The following is a 21604-nucleotide window of genomic DNA, read 5'->3' as shown; positions in this document are numbered from 1 at the left end:
ATCAGGCTCCTTGCTGGGCCAAACCGAGGGCCTCGCGAACACGGGTCCTGACTTTCACCCGATACCGTTTGTCACTCACCGAAAGCACGCCGCCCAGGGACATCATCAGAGCACCCAGCCAAATCCAGCGAACGAACGGTTTGATATGCACGCGGACGGCCCAGGCGCCGTTTTCCAGCGGCTCGCCCAACGCCACGTAGAGATCACGGGTGAAACCTGCGTCGATCCCCGCCTCGGTCATTGGCATTTGCTGCACGGTGTACAGACGCTTCTCCGGGTGCAGCGTCGCGACCTGCTTGTCGCCCTCAAAGACGCGAATGGTGCCTTTGTCAGAGGTGAAGTTTGGTCCTTCGAAATGTTTGGCACCGTCGAATACGAAGCTGTAACCGCCCAACTGCAGCGACTCCCCCGGAGCCAGGCGCAGGTCACGCTCGTCGCTTTGCTGACTCGTCAACACCACACCCAGCGCGCAAACCACCAGACCGAAGTGCGCCAGCTGCATGCCCCAATAACTCGGCGCCAGGCTCCGCAATCCTTTCAGCAGGCCTTTGTGGCGAGTCTTGTCGAGGATGTCACGCACCCCAGCGCTCACGACCCAACCAGCGAGCAGACAGACCGCCAGAACCGCCCAGTGGAAATCACCAAACAGCATCGAGCCCAGTCCGCCCAGAACGGCACTGGTAATCAGCACGGGCGTCAGCATGCCGATCAGCCATTTAACCGGTGTGTTCTTCCAGCGCACCAGCACGCCCACGCCGAGCGCGAGCATCAATGCGCCAATCAGCGGCAGGAACATCGCGTTGAAATACGGCGGGCCGACCGAAAGTTTGGTGTCGGACAGCGCATCGAGCAGCAAGGGGTACAACGTGCCCAGCAGGATCATGGAGGTCGCAACGACCAACAGCAGGTTGTTGACCAGCAGCAGCGTTTCACGTGACCACAGACCAAAGCCGATCTGACTCTTCACCACCGGCGCACGCAGGGCGAACAGCGTGAGCGAACCACCAATCACCACGAGCAAGAAGGCGAGGATAAAGACACCGCGCTCAGGATCGGTGGCAAAAGCGTGTACCGAGGTGAGTACCCCGGAACGAACCAGGAAAGTCCCCAGCAAGCTGAGCGAGAAGGCAGCAATCGCCAGCAGTACGGTCCAGCTCTTGAATACACCACGCTTTTCCGTCACGGCCAGTGAGTGGATCAAAGCGGTGCCCACCAGCCATGGCATGAACGAAGCGTTTTCCACCGGATCCCAGAACCACCAGCCGCCCCAACCCAGCTCGTAATACGCCCACCAGGAACCGAGCGCGATACCTGTACCCAGAAAGGCCCAGGCAATCAGCGTCCAGGGACGTGACCAGCGTGCCCAGGCCGCGTCCAGACGGCCGCCCAGCAAGGCGGCAATCGCGAATGCAAAGGCAACTGAAAAACCGACATAACCCATATAAAGCATGGGTGGATGCACTACCAGACCGAAGTCCTGAAGCAACGGATTGAGATCGCGCCCATCCATCGGTGCTTGTGGCAGCAGCCGCTCGAAGGGATTGGACGTGACAATCAGGAACAGCAGGAAACCAATGCTGATCAGCCCCATCACGCCCAGCACCCGCGCCAGCATGTCCTCGGGCAACTGCCGCGAGAATATCGACACGGCGAAGGTCCAGCCTGCCAGGATGAACGCCCACAGCAGCAGCGAGCCTTCGTGTGCACCCCATACGGCGCTGAACTTGTAGTACCAGGGCAAAGCGCTGTTGGAATTCTGCGCGACATAGGCCACGGAGAAATCATCCACCATGAAGGCATAGGTGAGGCAGGCAAAGGAAAACGCCAAGAAGGAGAACTGACCCCAGGCGGCAGGTTGCGCCAGCCCCATCCATTGACTGTCGCCGCGCCAGGCCCCGATCAGCGGGAGCGTGCCCTGCACCACGGCCAGACACAGCGCCAGAATCATTGCGAGATGACCAAGCTCAGGAATCATTTGGCACCCTCCTGCGTGCTGCTGTAGGGCTTGCTTTTGCCGCTTTTCTCCAGCGCTGCGGTGACCTCTGGCGGCATGTAATTTTCGTCATGCTTGGCCAGCACTTCATCAGCAACCAGGACGCCATCAGCGTTTACGCGCCCCAAGGCAACGATGCCCTGCCCTTCACGAAACAGATCGGGCAGGATTCCTTGATACTGGATAGTGACCGCTTCGGCATAGTCAGTGACCTGAAAGCTTACCGTCAGGGAATCGGTACTGCGCTGTACCGAACCCTCTTCGACCATGCCGCCAGCACGAATCCGCGTGCCTTCAGGCGCTTCGCCTGCCGCGATCTGCGTCGGTGTGTAGAAGAGGTTGATGTTCTCTTGCAGGGCGGATAATGCCAGCGTAACCGCAACACCAACGCCGGCCAGAATGGCCAGAATGATGAACAGACGCTTCTTGCGCACAGGATTCACTTCATTTCCTCCCGGCGCAAACGACGCGCCTCGTCTTGCAGATAACGCCTGCGCGCCATCATTGGCAGCGCCACGTTGAGAACCAGGACCGCCAGGCTAATGCCGTAGGACGTCCAGACGTACAGACCATGGTTTCCCATGGCGATGAATTCCGAAAATGACGAGAAGTTCATGATGCTTTACCCACCAGTTCTTTCACTTCCGCTTTAACCCAACTGCTTCTCGACTCGCGGCGTAGCACCTCGAGACGCATGCGCATGAGCAGCACCACCGCAAAGAAACAGTAGAAGCCCAGCACCATGACCAAGAGGGGCAGCCACATTTCCACGGGCATGGCCGGCTTTTCCGTCACGGTGAAGGTGGCCGGCTGGTGAAGGGTGTTCCACCACTCGACCGAATATTTGATGATCGGGATGTTCACCACCCCGACGATTGAAAGCACGGCGCAAGCCTTGGCCGCGCTGTCCCGATTACTGATGGCCTGCCCCAAGGCAATGATGCCGAAATACAGAAACAGCAGAATCAGCATCGAAGTCAGGCGCGCATCCCAAACCCACCAAGCGCCCCACGTAGGCTTGCCCCACACTGCTCCCGTAACCAGCGCAATGAAGGTCATCCAGGCACCAATGGGCGCAGCCTGCTGCAGGGCGACATCGGCCAGCTTCATTTTCCATACCAACCCGACCAGCCCCGCCACCGCCAGCATTACATAGATGGACTGCGCCAGAAACGCGGCCGGAACGTGGATATAGATGATTCGGAAACTGTTGCCCTGTTGGTAATCTTGAGGAGCAAATGCCAAACCCCAGACCAACCCGATGCCAACCAGCAGCAAAGCGGCCCAGGCCAACCAAGGCAGCCAGCGACCGCTGATGCCATAAAACCATTTAGGCGAACCCAGCTTGTGGAACCATGTCCAGTTCATAGAGCCTGCCTCACGCCTGCTTCGTATGCCGTTACTGCGCCATAACCGGTCAACCGCCGCTTGTTTGCGATCATCAAATCCATCGTGGCGATAACCGCTCGTCTCGCATCGGCCAACTGCGTTCCGCTATTGGATAGAAACATTCTGCCAATCCGTCATTCGCCGACGCTGATTCTCAGGCCGGCCGCTATTGCAAAGGGTGTCAGAGTAACTGCCAGGGCAGTCAGGCTGGAAAGCCATAATAGGTAACCGAGTGCAGGCAGCCCCTGCAGCGCTGCCTGCAGTGCGCCACTGCCCAGAATCAGCACCGGGATGTACAGCGGGAGAATAAGCAGTGCCAACAACAGCCCGCCTCGCTTGAGCCCGACTGTCAAGGCGGCACCGACCGCGCCCAACAGGCTCAGAACTGGCGTACCCAGTAGCAGCGACATCAGCAGTACCGGCAATGCGCTTACCGGCATACCCAGCATGAGCCCCAGCAGCGGTGCCAGCAGCACCAACGCCAGGCCGGAAAACATCCAGTGTGCCAGCACCTTGGCGAGAACCAGAAGCGCCAACGGGTGCGGCGAAACGACCCACTGCTCCAGTGAGCCATCCTCAAAATCACTGCGGAACAATCCGTCCAGAGAAAGCAACACAGCCAATAACGCAGCGACCCAGATCAGGCCGGGCGAAATGGTCTGCAGCAGCTGCGTCTCGGGGCCGACCGCCAGGGGAAACAGTGCGATGACAATGGCAAAGAACACCAATGGATTGGCCAGCTCTGCCGGCCGGCGGAACAACAGCCGGCTTTCGCGAGCCAGCAACAGCGTAAAGACGTTGCTCATGCGGCTCGCTGTCCCAGATCGATTTCGCGAAAGCCCGCCGGCATTTCAACAAGCGAATGATGGGTGGTCAGCACGACCATGCCGCCTTGCTCGCAGTGAGTCGCCAGGTGACGCTCTAGCTGCGCCACGCCGGTTTTATCGAGCGCCGTGAAAGGTTCATCGAGAATCCACAAGGGCGGCGGCGACAGATACAGCCGGGCCAGCCCAACCCGGCGCTGCTGACCGGCGGAGAGCGTATGGCAGGGCACATCCTCGAAACCGCGCAGCCCTACGGCATCAAGCGCCCGCCAGATCGCATCACGCGACGCGGGCTGATGCAAGGCGCACAGCCAGGTGAGATTTTCCTCGGCGCTCAGCAATCCTTTGATTCCGGCAGCATGACCGATCCACAACAGATTGCGGGCCAGTTCGCCGCGCTGGCTTTCCAGCGTTTCTCCCTTCAGCAGTACCTCTCCGGAGGTTGGTTGCATCAAGCCGGACAGCAACCGCAGCAGGCTTGTCTTGCCACTGCCGTTGGGGCCGGCGATCTGCAACATTTCCCCTTTGACGATCTGCAGGTCTAACCTCTCGAAAAGCAGGCGCCAGTCTCGCTCACAGGAAAGCGCCACAGTTTCTAGAAAGGGGCTGGACACGCTAGGGCTACCTCAAGATGAAAGGAGCCCGGCCGCTACAAGATCGGGCGGGCGGCGGAATTATACATGCCGAACCCGGACGCCAAAGACCACAACGTAGAAAGGTTGTAAGAGCATTTAAGTAAGATGACCGAGATCAAAAGCACTCAGGCAATTCCCGCCGCCGGTCCTTCTCGCCCAACAGTGGCGCCGGCCGACCTTGCGTTGAAATTGCTGCAGCCAATGCAGGGATTGCTGGCGGCAGGCGAGAGTGCCGAGGCGGAAGTCATCAGCATCAAGGAGGCACTGCAAAATTTCCAGATGACGTTGCGCCTGACTCTGAGCAGCGGGCGACAGGCAACGGTCGAAACCACGAGCCCAAAAGCAGCCTCGCCTGGGGCTGCCCTGCTCATCACCGCCGTCTCCGATTCGCGTCTGATGGCTACGCTGCAGCCCAACACTCGCCAGCCGCAGAGCAGCATCGATCTTGCGCAGTTGCCAACGGGCAGCGTAGTGCAGGGCAAGGTGACGGCCAGCCAGCAAACTCAGCAGGACGGCAAGCTTCTGTTCAAGGTCGTAATCTCCCTGCTCAATTCGCCGCTCGCTGGGCAGAAGCTCAACGTCGAATCCGCCATGCCGCTCGCGCCAGGCAGTCTGATAACTGCGCGCGTCCAGGGCGACCAGTCGTTGGTCTTCATGCCATTGAGCGGTCGCTTAGACCAATTGATGCTGGGCCAACAACTGACCGCACAACACAGTCGCCAAGGCTCGATAGAAGGGCTGCTCACCGCGCTCGCACCCAGCGCGGCACTGCCCGAGCAATTGCGTGGGGCAGCCGAACGCCTGCTAGGCCTGGTGCCGGACATGCAACAGCTTGGCGATGCCAAGGCCTTGGCACAGGCGCTGGCGCGCAGTGGGGTTTTTCTAGAAGGCAACCTCCTGCGCGGCGAAGCAAGCGATCTGCCGTCCGACATGAAGGCGACCCTGCTCCGCCTGATCGCGCAACTGCCGGGCCTGCCAGGTGGGGGCGCGCTAGCAGCCGCGCAGGCAGGTGCCAGCCTCGGCCAGGCTCTGCCAGCCTTCGCCCGCAACGCGCTCGGTGCGCTTGGCCAGCCAAACCCACGCCAGCTGGCGCAAAATTTCCCCTTGTCGAGCCGTTTACTGCCGAATGCCGACGAAGAGCCCGACCTTGAGCTGATGCTGAAACTAGCGGCGGCGGCAGTGTCGCGCCTACAGACGCATCAACTGTCCAGCCTTGCCCAGACCCAGACCAGTCCGGACGGCACCCAGGTCACGACCTGGCAGCTCGAGGTGCCAATGCGCGACCAGCGCGATATCGTCCCGCTGCAAGTAAAGTTTCAACGTGAAGACGAACCCCAACAAAACCGCAAGGAAAAACCTGAAACGCTGTGGAAGGTCGAACTCGCGTTCGATGTCGCGCCACTCGGTCCGTTGCAAGTCCAGGCACAACTGCTGCAGGGCAGTCTTTCGAGTCAGATCTGGGCCGAACGCAGCGGTACTGCCGAGCTGATCTCGGCAGAGCTTGAGCACTTGCGTCAGCGACTGGTCACAGCAGGATTAAATGTTGGTGAGCTGGCCTGTCGACAGGGAACGCCGCCGCAGGGACCTCGCACTTCACTGGATCAACGCTTCGTGGATGAAACCGCATGACCCACCAGACACCGCGCCAGGCCATCGCACTGACCTATGACGGCGCCACCGCACCGACCCTGTCAGCAAAGGGCGACGATGAACTGGCCGAAGCGATTCTGGCAATCGCTCGCGAACACGACGTGCCAATTTACGAAAATGCCGAATTGGTAAAGTTGTTGGCGCGCCTGGAGTTGGGCGATGCGATCCCCGAAGCGCTTTACCGCACCATCGCGGAGATCATCGCTTTTGCCTGGTATCTAAAAGGCAAATGCCCGCCAGGCTTTAGCACCCATAAAGACCCATCGACGCTTCCGCTGCTCAATGGGCCTGAGCGTTGAGCGTCGTGACGTCATCTATGTGGCCCTTCTCCTGCGGCAGATCAGCCAGCATCCAGGCGAAGTAGCCTTCACGGAAATAAAAAACCTGCTGATAGCCCCACGCGACCGCCAGGCGCACCGCCTCGGCACTCGCCGGGCAAACGTCGCTGTTGCAATAGATCACCAGAGGCACGCTTCTTGGCCACTCGGTCCGCGACAGCCCAAAGAACTCATGTGCCAGACTCATGTGCACCGCGCCTTCGACATGCCCCCAGACCCACTCGCGCCTGGGTCGCACATCGATGAACACCGCGCCAAGCGCATGAAGTTGCCGAGCCTGATACACGTTGACGGTCATCGCACCGTTCACATGTGATGGCGCTTCCGCTGCGCTGAGCCAAGCGGGGCTCGCCAGCAGGCACAGCATCAGAATGCGCAGCATCACATCCTCCTTGCCCTCGGGCACAGGCCTTCACCAGACATGGTGAAACCTTGTCCAGATTGGAGGAAGCAACAGTCATATCGTTCAATGCCACGGTCGGCGGCCGACGTTTTAACGCCCGACGCAGCGGGGGAATCTGCGCGCTAATCGGACTCGCGCCGCGCCTGATGCAATTTGCGCATCAATTCGGCTTCAGATTGGGACAAGCCGCAAGACTGCGTCAGATCATCGACACTGGCGCCCATACCAACCAGTTTGGCCGCCTGAGAAAAAGAGAAATTGTTTGGATCGCGCTGCTCGAGCTGGCCCAGCTTTTCCGGCAACGGGGCAACGATACGCGACAGATCATGCAGGTCCTTGCCCATTCGCACGTTGCTTTCCAGATAGTTGTCCAGACGGGCGCTGAGCGCTTTGATGCGTTTGTCGCGGATAGCGTCTTCGCGTGCTTGCGTCTCAACCTGCTGGCGCTGGCGGCGAAACAGCCAGATGCAGCAGCCGAGCAATGCGAGGCAGCACAAGGCAAGCGCAACGACCGCCGCTACCAGCGACGCAATCATGTTTCAGATGCTCTCAAGTTCCGCCCATTCTTCTTCACTCATCATCTTGTCCAGTTCGACCAGAATCAGCAGCTCATTGTTCTTGTTGCACACGCCCTGGATGAACTTCGCAGATTCATCGTTACCGACGTTAGGCGCAGTCTCGATTTCCGATTGGCGCAGGTAGACCACCTCAGCCACGCTGTCGACGAGGATGCCGACGACCTGGCGGTCAGCCTCGATGATGACGATACGGGTGTTGTCCGATACCGGCGCCGTGTCGAGACCAAAGCGCTGGCGCGTATCGATCACCGTAACGACGTTGCCACGCAGGTTGATGATGCCCAGCACATAGCTGGGAGCACCCGGCACCGGGGCAATTTCGGTGTAACGCAGCACTTCCTGGACCTGCATCACGTTGATGCCATAGGTCTCGTTATCCAGTCGGAAGGTTACCCATTGCAGGACCGGATCATCGGAACCCTGTGCGGAAGTCATCTTCATAGCCCCACCTCTTCATGTACCGCACTGGCGGTTGATTCTATCGGTTACTCGGGGCGCTTGTGTGCCCCTGTGTTTGTTCAATTCGTTTACGACGGGACGCCCTTAAGATGTCGGGTCGCACCGCTGGCGATCAGCTCGGCGAGCGCGGTCACGTCCACCAGCGCACACATGTGGTCGATCACCGTACCGGCCAGCCAGGGCCGCTGAGTGCGCTGAGTGCGCCACTTCACTTCTTTCGGGTCCAGACGAATCGAGCGACTGACCTGATGCACTGCCAGCCCCCACTCATATCCCTGCACAGAAATCACGTACTGAAGTCCGTCGCGGAAATCGTCGCGATACCGTTCAGCCATGACCCAGCGTGCTGTGTCCAGAACCTTCAGATTGCCGGCCTGGCTCGGCAAGATACCGAGGAACCAGGCGGGCTGACCGAAAAGAGGCGTGAGCTCCTGTCCGGCAAGCGGATAGATCGAGCCGAGACTCACCAGCGGCACCGCCAGCGTCAGCCCGGCCACATCAAACAACAAGCACTCGAACGGCTCTTCACCCCACTCCGGCTGACCACTGGGGATCGCGGGAGGACCAACCGGAGCCTGCCCCTGCGACTCGAAAATGGCAATCGGCTCGACCGGTGCAAGCGGTGCTTCCACGGGTAATTCGGGCGGCAATTCCAGTAACGCCTGAGCCTCGACTATCACCGGAGCGGCCACAGTTTCAGGTTGAGGCAGAGTAACCGGACGCAGCGCAACCACTCGCTGTGTGTCGCGTTGCTGCTCCTCGAGCACGGCAGCCTGGAACTCGTCTGGACTGACCGATTCGGTCAATCCAATGATGGCGTCCTGCAACAGGGCGTCGAGATACGACTGTAGCGTCTGTTGTGATCGGCTTTCTTTAAGAACAGTACGACTCATGGAACCAACTCGTGCGAACCCACTGAATAGGCTATCGGCCGCACCCAGGGCGAACTTGAACTGCGAACGCGGCCGTACGTCGTCATTCAGGCCACCTCTGGCGACGCTTGCGCCGCCAGCAGTGTTTTGAGCAGTGCGCGATAGGCAAGCACGCCTCGGCTACTGGGGTCATGCTGCGATGGCGTAAGGCCGGCGCGACTGGCATCACGCAACCGTGTGTCAATCGGAATGAAGGCTTGCCAGAGGTGCTCCTGGTAGCCGTTACGCAAGACCTTAAGTGTGTTCATCGAGGCCTGGGTGCGACGATCGAACATGGTCGGCACGATGGTGTAAGGCAAGGCCTGCCGGCGTGAGCGGTTGATCATACTCAGCGTGCTGACCATGCGCTCCAGTCCTTTCATGGCCAGGAATTCGGTCTGCACCGGGATGATCAGCTGCTGGCTGGCGGCCAGCGCGTTCACCATCAGCACGCCAAGCAGCGGCGGGCTGTCGATTATGGCGTAATCGAAATCCTGCCAGAGCTGCGAAAGACTCTTGGCGATGACCAGGCCGAGACCGTTCTGGCCCGGCGACTGGCGCTCCAGCGTCGCCAGCACTGTACTGGACGGCAGCAAGGAGAGACGCTCATGGCTGGTTGGCAGCAGCAGCTGCCAGGGCAGCCCCTCGGGAACGGTTCCCTGATGCTGGAACAGGTCGAAAACACTGTGGTCGAGGTTATCCGGATCGTGGCCGAAATAGCTCGTCATCGAGCCGTGGGGATCGAGATCCAGCGCTACGACCCGCTTGCCGGAATCGGCCAGCAAACCGGCAAGTGCAATGGAGGTAGTGGTTTTACCCACTCCGCCTTTTTGGTTGGCTACTGCCCAGACTCTCATAACTCTTTTTCCATCCGGATCGAACCAGACCGGGACCGGCCGTCTCGGCTTTGGCCAACGACGGAGAATTGACGACGCCGCGAGCGGCACCTAACGATCAGAGGGAGCAGCACGTTGTGTGCCAGTTTGGGCGCTGCCCACGACCGGTCGGGCATTTGCGCTTCCTACCCCACTGACGCTGCGACGCACATCGAGATTTCGGGAGATGACCAGAATCACGCGACGATTACGCGCCCTGCCCTCGGCGGTGGCGTTGTCTGCGATAGGCTGGAACTCGCCGTACCCTACCGCCGCCATGCGCGCCGGGTCGACACCGTCAGCAGCCAGCATCCGCACCACACTGCCAGCCCGCGCTGCGGACAGCTCCCAGTTAGTCGGGTACTTCGCCGTGTTGATGGGCAGGTTATCGGTGAAGCCTTCGACGTGAATCGGATTATCGAACGGTGCCAGAATCCCGGCGACCTTTTCCAGGAGATCGAACGCGTGGTCGTTGGGCAGCGCATCGCCACTGGGGAACAGCAAGCTCGAATTCAGCTCGATTTCCACCCACAGCTCATTACCGCGAATGGTCAGCTGATTGGAACCGATAAGATCGGCGAAAGCCGCCTGCATGCTCTTCATGATGCTCTGCAGCGGATCGATTGGCTGCTGCGATGATTGCGGCTCATCGATCTGGGATACATCTGGCTGCGTAGTCCGCGGCCGCTCTTCACCAATCGGAATCGGTTTGACGGCGCGGTCGACCTGATTGAAAACGCCTACCAACGAGTCGGACAAGATTTTGTATTTGCCCTCGTTGAGCGAGGAGATCGAATACATCACCACGAAAAAGGCAAACAGCAGTGTGATGAAGTCCGCGTAGGAGACCAACCAACGCTCGTGATTCTCGGGCTCTTCGTGACTGCGGCGACGAGCCATGATCAGATCACCACACGCCAGGCGCAACAAATGAACAGGCTCACCTTAGCGGCACTTGGGTAGAACGTCTTGGTTGCAGTCTTTGCCATGTTCAGTCCCAGATCCGCAGCGCCGAGCTTACGCAGCGTTGCCCTTGTGTCATTAATCGATGAAACCCTGGAGTTTCATTTCGATGGAGCGAGGGTTTTCTCCTTCGGCGATCGATAGAACGCCTTCGAGCAACATTTCGCGGTAAGCGGTCTGCTTCTGCACCACACTCTTGAGCTTGTTGCCCATCGGCAACACCAGCAAGTTGGCAAAGGCCACGCCATAGATGGTGGCAACGAATGCAACCGCGATACCGCTGCCCAGCTGGCTGGGATCGGCGAGGTTGCCCATGACATGTATCAGCCCCATCACCGCACCGATAATGCCTACCGTGGGCGAGTAGCCGCCCATGCTCTCGAATACTTTCGCCGCCCTGAGATCGCGGGTTTCCTGGGTGTACAGATCAACTTCGAGAATGCTGCGAATCACTTCCGGCTCAGCACCATCGACCAGCAGCTGCAGGCCTTTGCGAGCGTAAGGATCCGGCTCGGTTTCGGCGATCGGCTCGAGGCCAAGCAGCCCCTCCTTGCGCGCCGTGGCACTCCATCCCGTGACCAGACTGATTCCACGAACCATGTCGATGCGCGGCGGGAAAAAAATCCAGCCCATCACCGACATCGCACGCATGAACACCGGCATGGGCGTCTGCAACAACACTGCCCCGAGCGTACCGCCGAGAACGATAAGCGCAGCCGGCCCGTTGAGCAGCGCCGAAACATGCCCACCCTCTAGGAAATTACCCCCAACAATGGCGACGAATGCGAGCACCAGCCCAATCAGGCTGAGTACATCCATTAGATGCACGCCTCGCTCAAGTGGCGACCAATGTCATCGAGCCCGTAAACGGCGTCGCTGAGGTTGGCCTTGACCACCGCCATCGGCATGCCATAGATCACACAGCTGGCCTCGTCCTGAGCCCACACCTGGCTACCGCTCTGCTTGAGCATCCTCGCCCCTTCGCGGCCGTCAGCACCCATCCCGGTCAGCACTACGGCCAGCACTTTGTCTCCGTAGGCCTTGGCGGCTGAACCAAAGGTAACGTCAACGCAAGGCCTGTAATTGAGGCGCTCATCGCCCGGCAGAATGCGTACCGTGCCGCGCCCGTCGACCATCATCTGTTTACCGCCCGGCGCCAGAAGTGCCAAGCCAGGGCGAAGTACATCGCCATCTTCTGCTTCTTTGACGCTGATCTTGCAGAGCTTGTCCAGACGTTCAGCGAAGGCTTTGGTAAACGCAGCCGGCATGTGCTGGATCAGCACGATAGGCGCCGGAAAATTGCCGGGCAGTTGCGTCAGTACGCGCTGAAGCGCAACCGGCCCACCGGTCGAGGTGCCAATGGCAACCAGTCGGTACGACTTGCGACGAGGCGCCGAAGCTGGAGCTTGAGCTGTATGGACCGGCGCCGAAGACCTCGCATGAGAGGTGATACCCGAAGGGCTGCCGCCGACCGGGCGCGCTGCGTGGGTCGTGGCTGCCGGAGCGGTGACAGTACTGCTAAAACGGCGATTGCTGCGCGAGATGCTATGAACCTTCTCGCAGAGCAGCTGCTTTACCTTGTCCGGATTTCGCGAGATGTCCTCGAAATTCTTGGGCAGAAAATCAACGGCCCCCGCATCCAGCGCATCGAGCGTGACCCGCGCGCCTTCATGGGTAAGCGAGGAGAACATCAACACTGGCGTTGGGCAGCGTTGCATGATCTGCCGGACGGCGGTGATACCGTCCATCATTGGCATCTCGTAATCCATGGTGATGACGTCCGGTTTCAGCGCCAGCGCCTGGTCGATAGCCTCGCGCCCGTTGGTCGCGGTTCCGATCACCTGGATATTCGAGTCTGAAGAAAGGATCTCCGATACACGGCGGCGGAAGAAACCGGAATCGTCCACCACCAGGACCTTGACTGCCATAAAACAACTCCTAGCGACAGCGGTCCGAGAAGAAACCGCTGCCTACTGATCAGATCCGGCGCGCGTAACGCTTGAGCATGCTCGGGACGTCCAGGATCAAGGCGATACGACCATCGCCGGTGATAGTCGCGCCGGACATCCCCGGAGTGCCCTGCAGCATCTTGCCCAACGGCTTGATCACCACCTCCTCCTGCCCCACCAGCTGATCGACGACGAAGCCGATACTTTGATTGCCGACGTTGAGGATCACTACGTGCCCTTCACGCTGCTCTTCGAGCTCGGCTCCGTGCACCAGCCAGCGCTTGAGATAGAACAACGGCAGCGCCTTGTCCCGGACTATCACGACCTCCTGACCGTCAACCACATTGGTACGGGATAGGTCGAGGTGGAAAATTTCATTGACGCTGACCAGCGGGAAGGCGAACGCCTGGTTGGCGAGCATCACCATCAGGGTCGGCATGATCGCCAGCGTCAGCGGCACCTTGATCACAACGCGCGAGCCCTGGCCCTTGTTGGAAAAGACGTTGACCGTGCCGTTGAGCTGCGAAATCTTGGTCTTGACAACATCCATACCGACGCCGCGGCCGGACACGTCGGAGATTTCGGTCTTGGTCGAGAAGCCCGGCGCAAAAATCAGGTTGTAAGATTCCAGATCGCTCAGTCGGTCGGCGGCGTCTTTATCGAGCAAACCTTTCTCAACTGCCTTCGCACGCAAGACGTCCGCATCCATGCCTTTACCGTCATCGGTGATCAGCAACAGGATATGGTCGCCTTCCTGTTCAGCGGAAAGCACGACCTTGCCGGTGCGCGGCTTGCCTGCGGCTTCGCGCTCTTCCGGAGTTTCGATGCCGTGGTCCACCGCGTTGCGCACCAAGTGCACCAGTGGATCGGCCAGCGCCTCGACAAGGTTCTTGTCCAGATCGGTTTCTTCACCGACCAGCTCTAGATTGATCTCTTTCTTGAGGCTGCGAGCCAGATCGCGAACCAGACGCGGGAAGCGGCCAAAAACCTTCTTAATCGGCTGCATGCGCGTTTTCATCACGGCACTTTGCAGATCAGCGGTCACCACATCGAGGTTGGACACGGCCTTGGCCATGGCTTCATCGGCACTGTTGGAGCCCAGGCGCACCAGGCGATTACGCACCAGCACCAGCTCACCAACCATGTTCATGATTTCATCAAGTCGGGCGGTATCGACTCGAACGGTTGTCTCCGCCTCGCTCGCGGGCTTCTCCGGTGCGGCGGCAGGCTTGGATGCAGGCTCTGCTTTAGCCGGAACAGCGGCTTTGCTCGCAACGGTGCTTACAGCTGGCTTCGCAGGCGCAGCCTTCTTTTCCGCAGGCGCGGTAACCGCTGCGGGCTTAGCAACAGGCACAACTGCAGCCGCAACTGGTGCAGCCGCGTCGGGCTCAAACTTTCCTTTTCCATGCAGCTGGTCCAGCAGCGCTTCGAACTCGTCGTCGCTAATGTCGTCACCACCAGCAGCTACAGGCTTGGCCGCCGCTTCAGCGGGTGCGGCTGCCACCGGCTCGGCGAACTGGCCTTTGCCATGCAGCTGGTCGAGCAGCGCCTCGAACTCATCATCAGTGATCTCGTCGCTGGCAGACGGTTGCACAACAGCCGCCGCCGATGCTGCCGGCTTTGCGTCCTGCTCAGCCGCGAACTGGCCTTTTCCGTGGAGTTGATCAAGCAACGATTCGAACTCCTCGTCGGTGATCTCGTCAGCGGCACTGGAGGCTGGGGTCTCGACAGACTCTTCCAGCGCGCCAAGAAACTGCTCGAACTCGCTATCGGCAGTAACCGCAGGCTCGGGTTCAGCCTCGACAGGGGCTTCGACCACAGGTTCCTGCGCACCGGCCGGCTCAGCCAAGCGGGCCAGCGCTGCCAGTAGCTCAGGGGTCGCCGGGGTTACCTCGGTACGCTCGCGCACCTGGCTAAACATTTCATTGACGGAGTCCAGAGCCTGGAGAACGACATCCATCAATTCCGAGTCGACGCGACGTTCACCCTTGCGCAGGATGTCGAAGACGTTTTCGGCGATGTGGCAGCATTCCACCAGCTCATGTAGCTGGAGAAACCCGGCACCGCCTTTTACCGTATGGAAACCGCGAAAAATCGCATTGAGCAAGGCTGTGTCATCGGGGCTGCTTTCCAGCTCCACCAGCTGCTCTGACAATAGTTCGAGAATCTCGCCGGCCTCTACCAGGAAATCCTGGAGGATTTCTTCATCGGCGTCGAAGCTCATATTTAACTTCCCCTAAAAGCCCAGGCTCGAAAGCAGATCATCGACATCGTCCTGCCCGGAAACGACGTCTTCACGTATATCGGCATGCATCTGCGGACCTTCACCATTGGAAGGCTGTTTTTCTTGTTTTTTTAGTTCCTGCTCGGCGCGCATCGCTTCGCGGTCATGCTGGATGCCCGCCACGCGGTCAACCTGGCCTGCCATCAGCACCAGATTAAGCAGGTTACTTTCGAGTTCGGTAATGAGCCGGGTCACCCTTTTGATCACCTGACCGGTAAGGTCCTGGAAATCCTGGGCCAGCATGATTTCGCTAAGGTTCTGCGACAGCTGACTGCCATCGTTCATGCTGCGCTGGAGAAACTGATCGATGCGTTTGACCAGGTCGCGGAACTGTTCAGCGTTCATATCGCGACGCATGAAGCGCTGCCAATCGGCAGTCAGGCTCTGGGCTTCGTAGCTGACGTAGTTCACCAGCGGCGCCGATTCCTCAACCAGGTCCATGGTGCGGTTGGCCGCTTTTTCGGTCATCTCCACCACGTAGGACAATCGGTCCGTGGCGTCGGTGATTGGCGACGGATCACCCCCCGTCGCACAGGTGTCCATTTCGAGCTTGACGATGGCGTTGTGCAGCTCACGCGTGAGCTTGCCGACTTCCTGGTACAGCCCCAGGTTGCGCGCCTGATTGAGCTCGTTAAACATCTGCGTCGCTTCTTCGAAGCGGCCTTGCTGCAGACTTTCAATCAATTGGGGTGCATGAGCCCTCAGAGTCGCTTCGAACTCTGCCAGGCCTTGGTCTGCTTGCGTCATAGTGCCCTCGCGGCGTTACTGCTTCAGCCGTTGACGCGCTCGAAGATCTTTTCGATCTTTTCTTTGAGCACTTGAGCCGTGAATGGCTTGACCACGTATCCGTTAACGCCAGCCTGCGCGGCCTCGATGATCTGATCGCGCTTCGCCTCGGCGGTCACCATCAACACCGGCAGGTGCTTGAGGCGCTCGTCGGCGCGCACAGCGCGCAGCAGGTCGATGCCGCTCATGCCGGGCATGTTCCAGTCGGTGACGAGAAAATCGAAACTTCCGCTCTTCAGCATTGGCAAAGCAGTAGTGCCGTCGTCCGCTTCGGCGGTATTGGTAAAGCCCAGATCGCGCAAGAGGTTCTTGATGATCCGTCTCATGGTCGAAAAATCGTCGACGATGAGGATTTTCATGTTCTTGTCCAAGTACACCTCCGTAAACCCGAATCCGAGACCTGCTCACGGTCTGTTTGCGGGCCTCATGAATGAAGCTCGTAAGCGGTCTCTAATGCTTTGTTGCAAACCGGTCGTTAACGCGCGCGCCACTCGCCAAGACGAGCCCGCAGACGTGCCGCGCACTGACTGTGCAATTGGCTCACCCGCGATTCACTGACGCCCAGTACCTGACCGATTTCCTTCAAGTTCAACTCTTCGTCGTAATACAGCGAAAGCACCAACTTTTCACGTTCGGGCAGGTTGCCGATGGCTTCAGCCAACGCCTGTTGAAAACGCTCGTCTTCGAGATCGCGGGACGGTTCCGGATGGGTGCTGGCAGCATCCTCCTCGAACTCCCCATGCTCACCTTCCTGAAGCAGATCATCGAAGCTGAACAGGCGGCTGCCCAAGGTGTCGCCCAGAATGCCGTAGTACTCATCGAGACTCAATTTAAGTTCGGCCGCAACTTCCTGATCTTTAGCGTCGCGTCCTGTTCTGGCCTCAATTGCCCGAATCGCCTCACTGACCATGCGCGAATTCCGGTGTACCGAACGCGGCGCCCAATCACCCTTGCGCACCTCGTCGAGCATCGCACCGCGTATGCGAATACCCGCGTAAGTCTCGAAACTCGCACCCTTGCCGGCGTCATATTTCTTTGACGCTTCCAGCAAGCCGATCATCCCAGCCTGCATCAGGTCGTCGACCTGCACGCTCGCCGGCAAACGCGCCAGGAGGTGGTAAGCAATGCGTTTGACCAGCGGCGCGTATTGATCGATGAGTTGGTACTGCGAGTCTTTAGCCTGAGCTTTGCTGTAATACATACCGAATCCAGCCGCTATTGTTCGTTAGGCTCTGCGGCGGGCCTTACCAGGCGCTCCACAAAGAACTCCAGATGACCGCGTGGCGTTGCCGGCAACGGCCAGGTGTCAACTTTCTGCGCGATGGCCTTGAACGCCAGCGAACACTTTGCACGGGGGTAAGCTTCATAAACGGCGCGCTGCTTCTGCACGGCCTTGCGCACAGACTCATCGTAAGGAATCGCGCCTACATACTGCAGCGCCACGTCCAGGAAGCGCTCAGTCACCTTGGTCAACTTGGCGAATAGATTGCGGCCTTCCTGCGGCGCATGGGCCATGTTGGCCAGTACCCGGAAGCGGCTGATGCCGTAGTCGCGATTGAGCAGTTTGATCAGCGCGTAGGCATCGGTGATCGACGTGGGTTCGTCGGTCACCACCAGCAGCACTTCCTGTGCGGCGCGCACAAAGCTCACTACCCCGTCACCAATGCCGGCGGCGGTGTCGATGATCAGCACATCGATGTCATCGCCGATATCGCTGAACGCTTGGATCAGGCCGGAGTGCTGCAGCGTCGATAGCTGCACCATGCTCTGCGTGCCGGATGCGGCCGGCACGATGCGGATGCCGCCCGGCCCCTGGATCAGCACGTCACGCAGATCGCATTCACCGGCAATGACATCAGCCAGGGTGCGTTTGGTTGTCAGGCCGAGCAACACATCGACGTTGGCCAGACCAAGGTCGGCGTCGAGCAATACGACCCGACGCCCGAGATCGGCCAGCGCCAAGGACAGATTGACCGATACGTTGGTCTTGCCGACGCCACCTTTGCCGCCGGTCACTGCAATAACCTGTACGGGATGCATACCCATTTTCACACGCCTATCTCTTGCTGGAGCCCTAGGGCCATCGATGCGTTCAGCCCGAACGCGTCTTCTTTGTGTGTCACACGTAGCAAAGCGTTCATCCGACCTTCCGAGAACCGTTGTAAAGATCGGAGAACATGTCAGCCATGGTTTCCTCGCTCGGATTCTCTTCCGATTGCAAGCTCACCGCACGACTGACCAACTGGTGACTGCGAGGCAGATGCAGGTCGTCCGGAATACGCGGCCCATCGGCGAGGTAAGCGATAGGCAGATGCTGACTGATGATAAGCCCCAACACATCGCCCAGGCTGCCGGCCTCATCCAGTTTAGTCAGGATGCAGCCAGCCAGCCCGCAACGGCGGTAATTGTGCCAGGTCGCCTTGAGCACCTGGCTCTGGCTGGTCGCTGGCAGAACCAGATAATTTTTCGCCTTGATGCCACGGTCCGCCAACGCTTCGAGCTGCACCTTCATCATCGAGTCACCCGCGGGTAGACCAGCGGTATCGACAAGAATCAGGCGCTTACGAGCCAGCGGCGCTAGTGTTTTGCTCAAGGGCTGACTCGGGTCCAGCTGAATAACCGGTACGTCGAGAATACGCCCCAGTGTTTTCAGCTGTTCCTGAGCCCCAATCCGATAGTTGTCCATGCTCGCCAGAGCGATGCTCTGCGGGCCGTGCTTGAGCACGTAGCGTGCAGCGAGCTTGGCCAGGGTGGTCGTCTTGCCGGCACCGGCTGGGCCGACCAGAGCGATCACCCCGCCCTCTTCCAGCGGCTCGACCTTGGTCACCTTGATCGATTGCGCCAGATGAGCCAATAACATCCGCCAGGCCTGGCGTGGCTCCGATACGGTGGAGACTTTTTCAAGCAAGGCGCGAGACAGTTCGGCCGGCAAACCGATGCGCTGCAGGCGGCGCCAGAGGCCAGCCTGTTGCGGACGGCGGCTCTGCTCCTGCCCCCAGGCAATCGAACCGAGCTGCACTTCGATCAGTTCACGCAGACCCTGCAACTCCGACTGCATCGCCTCGACCGCACGCGATTCGAACGACGGGCTCGCGGCGCCGGGGGTTACCTGGGGCGCAGCTGCGGGCTTCTCGTCAAGCAGCTGACGATCCTGACCAGCCGAACCGCGCGCTGGCGCGCTGATTTCGGCGTGGGCACTGGCAAGTCGCGCCTGAGTCTTGCGCAGCTCGGCTTCGAGAGCCGGATTAGGCTGCTTCGCCACAGCCGATTCCATCGGATAATCAAGCACAGCGGTCAGCTCGACGCCGCCAGCGACCCGACGGTTTCCCGTGATCACGGCGTCAGCGCCCAGCTCGTCACGAATCATCTTCATGGCGATACGCATGTCGGCTGCGAAGAAACGTTTGACCTGCATGGCCTGTAGCCCTCAGTTAATTCTGACCCACCGTTGAAACGATGGTGACCTGCTTGTTATCCGGTATTTCCTGATAGGCCAGGACATGAATGTTCGGTACGGCGAGGCGGGCAAACCGCGACAGCATCGCGCGGACTGGACCTGCCACCAGCAGAATCGCCGGCTTACCTAACATTTCTTGACGCTGTGCCGCTTCTACCAGAGAACGTTGCAACTTTTCGGCCATTCCCGGCTCGAGGAGAATGCCATCTTCCGAGCCTTGCCCAGCCTTCTGAAGACTATTGAGCAATATCTGTTCCAACCTGGGTTCAAGGGTGATCACAGGCAGCTGCGGCTCAAGCCCGACAACGTTTTGCACGATTGCACGAGACAGCGCGACACGTACTGCCGCTACCATTGCGGCGGGATCTTGACTCTTGGCAGCGACGTTGGCGATGGCCTCGGCTATCGTACGGATGTCACGCACCGGCACCTGCTCCTGCAGCAGCGCCTGCAGCACCTTGAGCAACGTGGACAAGGAAATCATCCCTGGCACCAGCTCCTCGGCGAGCTTGGGCGAGCTCTTGGCCAGCAATTGCAGTAGCTGCTGAACTTCCTCATGCCCGAGCAATTCATGGGCATGCTTGTGCAGTATCTGGTTGAGGTGCGTCGCCACCACAGTACTGGCATCGACCACCGTGTAGCCGAGCGATTGCGCCTGATCGCGCTGGCTGGCTTCAATCCATACCGCCTCCAGCCCGAAAGCCGGGTCCTTGGCGGCGATGCCGTTGAGCGGGCCGAATACCTGCCCCGGATTGATTGCCAGCTCGCGATCCGGATACACCTCGGCTTCCGCCAGGCTCACACCCATCAGCGTCAAGCGGTAGGCGTTGGGCAGCAGGTCGAGATTGTCGCGAATGTGCACCGACGGCATCAAAAAGCCGAGATCCTGGGACAGCTTTTTGCGCACGCCCTTGATCCGGGCCAGCAACTGTCCACCCTGATTGCGGTCGACGAGGGGGATCAGCCGGTAACCGACCTCCAGGCCGACCATATCCACCGCCGTCACATCATCCCAGCCCAGTTCCTTGGTCTCGGCGGCCCGCTGGGCAGGGAGCATTTCCTGCTGCTTCTGCACCTCCTGCTCGGCCTGTTGCGTGACCTGCTTCTGACGGTGCCAGATCCAGTAGGCGCCACCTGCAGCTACCGCACCAAGGCCGAGAAACGACATGTGCGGCATGCCCGGCACCAGGCCCATGGCAATCATGATGCCCGCCGATACCGCCAGCGCCTTGGGCGAGGCGAACATCTGCCGGTTGACCTGCTGCCCCATGTCCTCGGAACTGGTAACGCGGGTCACCATGATGGCGGCGGCCGTCGACAGCAGGAGCGAAGGGATCTGCGCAACGAGGCCGTCACCGATGGTCAGCAAGGCATAAACCTGCCCCGCCTCGCTGAAGCTCATGCCGTGCTGCGCCATGCCGATGCCGACGCCGCCGATGAGGTTGATGAACAGAATCAGCAGGCCGGCGATGGCGTCGCCGCGAACGAACTTGCTCGCACCGTCCATCGAACCGTAAAAGTCCGCCTCGGAGGCGACCTCGACCCGGCGCACTTTTGCCTCGGATTGATCGATCAACCCGGCGTTGAGGTCAGCGTCGATGGCCATCTGCTTGCCCGGCATGGCGTCGAGGGTGAAGCGCGCGCTGACTTCGGAGATCCGCCCGGCACCTTTGGTAACTACGACGAAGTTGATGATCATCAGAATCGCGAAGACGACGATACCGACGACGTAGTTGCCGCCGATCACCACGTTGCCGAACGCCTCGATCACGTGGCCAGCCGCTGAGCCGCCCTCATGGCCATTGATCAGCACTACCCGTGTCGATGCCACGTTGAGCGCGAGCCGCATCAGCGTGGCGACCAGTAGGATCGTCGGGAATACGGCAAAGTCCAGTGGCCGCAGGGCGTAGACGCTGACCAACAGCACGACGATCGACAAGGCAATGTTGAAGGTAAACAGCAGGTCCAGAAGGAACGGCGGCACCGACAACATCATCATGCCCATCATGACTAGCAACAGCAGCGGCACCCCGAGGTTACCCCGCCCTGCGCCCGCTAGGCCGTTGCCGAAATTGATGAGTTGCGTGCGATCCACGTAGACCCCGCCAGA

At 59.8% G+C, this 21604-nt stretch carries 23 protein-coding genes; 2 read left to right on the top strand and 21 right to left on the bottom strand.

What is annotated here, in order from left to right; all coding sequences use genetic code 11:
• Position 1: 1 nt before the first annotated feature.
• From ACSSNI_RS03110 to ccmA, 6 genes are all read right to left on the bottom strand, one after another.
• Positions 2-1975, bottom strand: a complete 1974-nt coding sequence (locus ACSSNI_RS03110; RefSeq protein ID WP_159968270.1) for a heme lyase CcmF/NrfE family subunit — start codon at positions 1973-1975, stop codon at positions 2-4.
• Positions 1972-2436: a cytochrome c maturation protein CcmE gene (ccmE, locus tag ACSSNI_RS03105; RefSeq protein ID WP_200639278.1), complete on the bottom strand. Its 465-nt coding sequence runs from the start codon at positions 2434-2436 to the stop codon at positions 1972-1974. The genes ACSSNI_RS03110 and ccmE overlap by 4 nt, the downstream gene beginning before the upstream one ends.
• Positions 2433-2609 carry a heme exporter protein CcmD gene (gene ccmD / locus ACSSNI_RS03100; RefSeq protein ID WP_102836083.1) on the bottom strand — a complete coding sequence of 59 codons (177 nt, stop codon included), beginning with the start codon at positions 2607-2609 and terminating at the stop codon, positions 2433-2435. Before ccmD ends, ccmE begins: the two co-directional genes overlap by 4 nt.
• The gene (locus tag ACSSNI_RS03095) at positions 2606-3361 is read right to left on the bottom strand and encodes a heme ABC transporter permease (protein ID WP_200639277.1); all 756 of its coding nucleotides are present in this window, start codon (positions 3359-3361) and stop codon (positions 2606-2608) included. The genes ccmD and ACSSNI_RS03095 overlap by 4 nt, the downstream gene beginning before the upstream one ends.
• Positions 3362-3516: 155 nt before the next feature.
• Complete coding sequence (gene ccmB / locus ACSSNI_RS03090) at positions 3517-4188, bottom strand: heme exporter protein CcmB (RefSeq protein WP_073301541.1); 672 nt, start codon at positions 4186-4188, stop codon at positions 3517-3519.
• Complete coding sequence (gene ccmA, locus ACSSNI_RS03085) at positions 4185-4820, bottom strand: cytochrome c biogenesis heme-transporting ATPase CcmA (protein ID WP_200639276.1); 636 nt, start codon at positions 4818-4820, stop codon at positions 4185-4187. Before ccmA ends, ccmB begins: the two co-directional genes overlap by 4 nt.
• A 126-nt stretch (positions 4821-4946) precedes the next feature.
• Between ccmA and fliK the strand changes: the two genes are divergently transcribed.
• Together fliK and ACSSNI_RS03075 are read left to right on the top strand one after the other, a co-directional pair.
• Entirely contained in the window at positions 4947-6470 is a 1524-nt protein-coding gene (gene fliK, locus ACSSNI_RS03080) for a flagellar hook-length control protein FliK (RefSeq protein WP_200639275.1), read from the top strand.
• Positions 6467-6790, top strand: a complete 324-nt coding sequence (locus ACSSNI_RS03075) for an EscU/YscU/HrcU family type III secretion system export apparatus switch protein (protein WP_102836078.1) — start codon at positions 6467-6469, stop codon at positions 6788-6790. Before fliK ends, ACSSNI_RS03075 begins: the two co-directional genes overlap by 4 nt.
• Here ACSSNI_RS03075 and ACSSNI_RS03070 read toward each other — a convergent pair.
• The 15 genes from ACSSNI_RS03070 to flhA form a co-directional block, all read right to left on the bottom strand.
• A complete protein-coding gene (locus tag ACSSNI_RS03070) occupies positions 6771-7211 on the bottom strand; it encodes a rhodanese-like domain-containing protein (RefSeq protein ID WP_200639274.1) in 441 nt (146 codons plus the stop codon). The two genes, ACSSNI_RS03075 and ACSSNI_RS03070, sit on opposite strands and share 20 nt — an antisense overlap.
• A gap of 143 nt (positions 7212-7354) precedes the next feature.
• Positions 7355-7768 (bottom strand): DUF2802 domain-containing protein, encoded by a 414-nt coding sequence (locus tag ACSSNI_RS03065; RefSeq protein ID WP_200639273.1) that lies wholly within the window; start codon positions 7766-7768, stop codon positions 7355-7357.
• 3 nt (positions 7769-7771) lie between these two features.
• Entirely contained in the window at positions 7772-8251 is a 480-nt protein-coding gene (locus ACSSNI_RS03060; protein WP_019340623.1) for a chemotaxis protein CheW, read from the bottom strand.
• Positions 8252-8337: 86 nt separating this feature from the next.
• On the bottom strand, positions 8338-9162 hold the full coding sequence (locus ACSSNI_RS03055; RefSeq protein WP_200639272.1) for a CheW domain-containing protein: 825 nt from the start codon (positions 9160-9162) through the stop codon (positions 8338-8340).
• Positions 9163-9248: 86 nt separating this feature from the next.
• On the bottom strand, positions 9249-10037 hold the full coding sequence (locus ACSSNI_RS03050) for a ParA family protein (RefSeq protein WP_073301535.1): 789 nt from the start codon (positions 10035-10037) through the stop codon (positions 9249-9251).
• Between the two features lie 90 nt (positions 10038-10127).
• Positions 10128-10955: a flagellar motor protein MotD gene (gene motD, locus ACSSNI_RS03045; protein ID WP_102836404.1), complete on the bottom strand. Its 828-nt coding sequence runs from the start codon at positions 10953-10955 to the stop codon at positions 10128-10130.
• Between the two features lie 141 nt (positions 10956-11096).
• Positions 11097-11837 carry a flagellar motor protein gene (locus ACSSNI_RS03040; RefSeq protein WP_102836073.1) on the bottom strand — a complete coding sequence of 247 codons (741 nt, stop codon included), beginning with the start codon at positions 11835-11837 and terminating at the stop codon, positions 11097-11099.
• Positions 11837-12946, bottom strand: coding sequence for a protein-glutamate methylesterase/protein-glutamine glutaminase (locus ACSSNI_RS03035; protein ID WP_200639270.1), 1110 nt, complete (start codon positions 12944-12946; stop codon positions 11837-11839). The genes ACSSNI_RS03040 and ACSSNI_RS03035 overlap by 1 nt, the downstream gene beginning before the upstream one ends.
• 49 nt (positions 12947-12995) lie before the next feature.
• Positions 12996-15191 (bottom strand): chemotaxis protein CheA, encoded by a 2196-nt coding sequence (locus ACSSNI_RS03030; RefSeq protein ID WP_200639268.1) that lies wholly within the window; start codon positions 15189-15191, stop codon positions 12996-12998.
• A 12-nt stretch (positions 15192-15203) separates the two neighbouring features.
• Positions 15204-15998, bottom strand: a complete 795-nt coding sequence (locus tag ACSSNI_RS03025; protein WP_102836070.1) for a protein phosphatase CheZ — start codon at positions 15996-15998, stop codon at positions 15204-15206.
• A 23-nt stretch (positions 15999-16021) separates the two neighbouring features.
• Complete coding sequence (locus ACSSNI_RS03020) at positions 16022-16396, bottom strand: chemotaxis response regulator CheY (RefSeq protein WP_172830728.1); 375 nt, start codon at positions 16394-16396, stop codon at positions 16022-16024.
• Between the two features lie 116 nt (positions 16397-16512).
• Entirely contained in the window at positions 16513-17238 is a 726-nt protein-coding gene (gene fliA / locus ACSSNI_RS03015; RefSeq protein WP_102836069.1) for an RNA polymerase sigma factor FliA, read from the bottom strand.
• A gap of 14 nt (positions 17239-17252) precedes the next feature.
• Positions 17253-18083 carry a flagellar synthesis regulator FleN gene (fleN, locus tag ACSSNI_RS03010; protein WP_102836068.1) on the bottom strand — a complete coding sequence of 277 codons (831 nt, stop codon included), beginning with the start codon at positions 18081-18083 and terminating at the stop codon, positions 17253-17255.
• 91 nt (positions 18084-18174) lie between these two features.
• Positions 18175-19452 carry a flagellar biosynthesis protein FlhF gene (flhF, locus tag ACSSNI_RS03005; protein WP_200639266.1) on the bottom strand — a complete coding sequence of 426 codons (1278 nt, stop codon included), beginning with the start codon at positions 19450-19452 and terminating at the stop codon, positions 18175-18177.
• Positions 19453-19468: 16 nt separating this feature from the next.
• Positions 19469-21589, bottom strand: a complete 2121-nt coding sequence (gene flhA, locus ACSSNI_RS03000) for a flagellar biosynthesis protein FlhA (RefSeq protein ID WP_200639264.1) — start codon at positions 21587-21589, stop codon at positions 19469-19471.
• Between the last annotated feature and the right edge of the window lie 15 nt (positions 21590-21604).

The sequence above is a fragment of the Stutzerimonas tianxiuensis genome (genome assembly GCF_053470365.1).
Note: the sequence above shows the minus strand (reverse complement) of the source record. Positions and strands in the feature narration are given on the sequence as shown.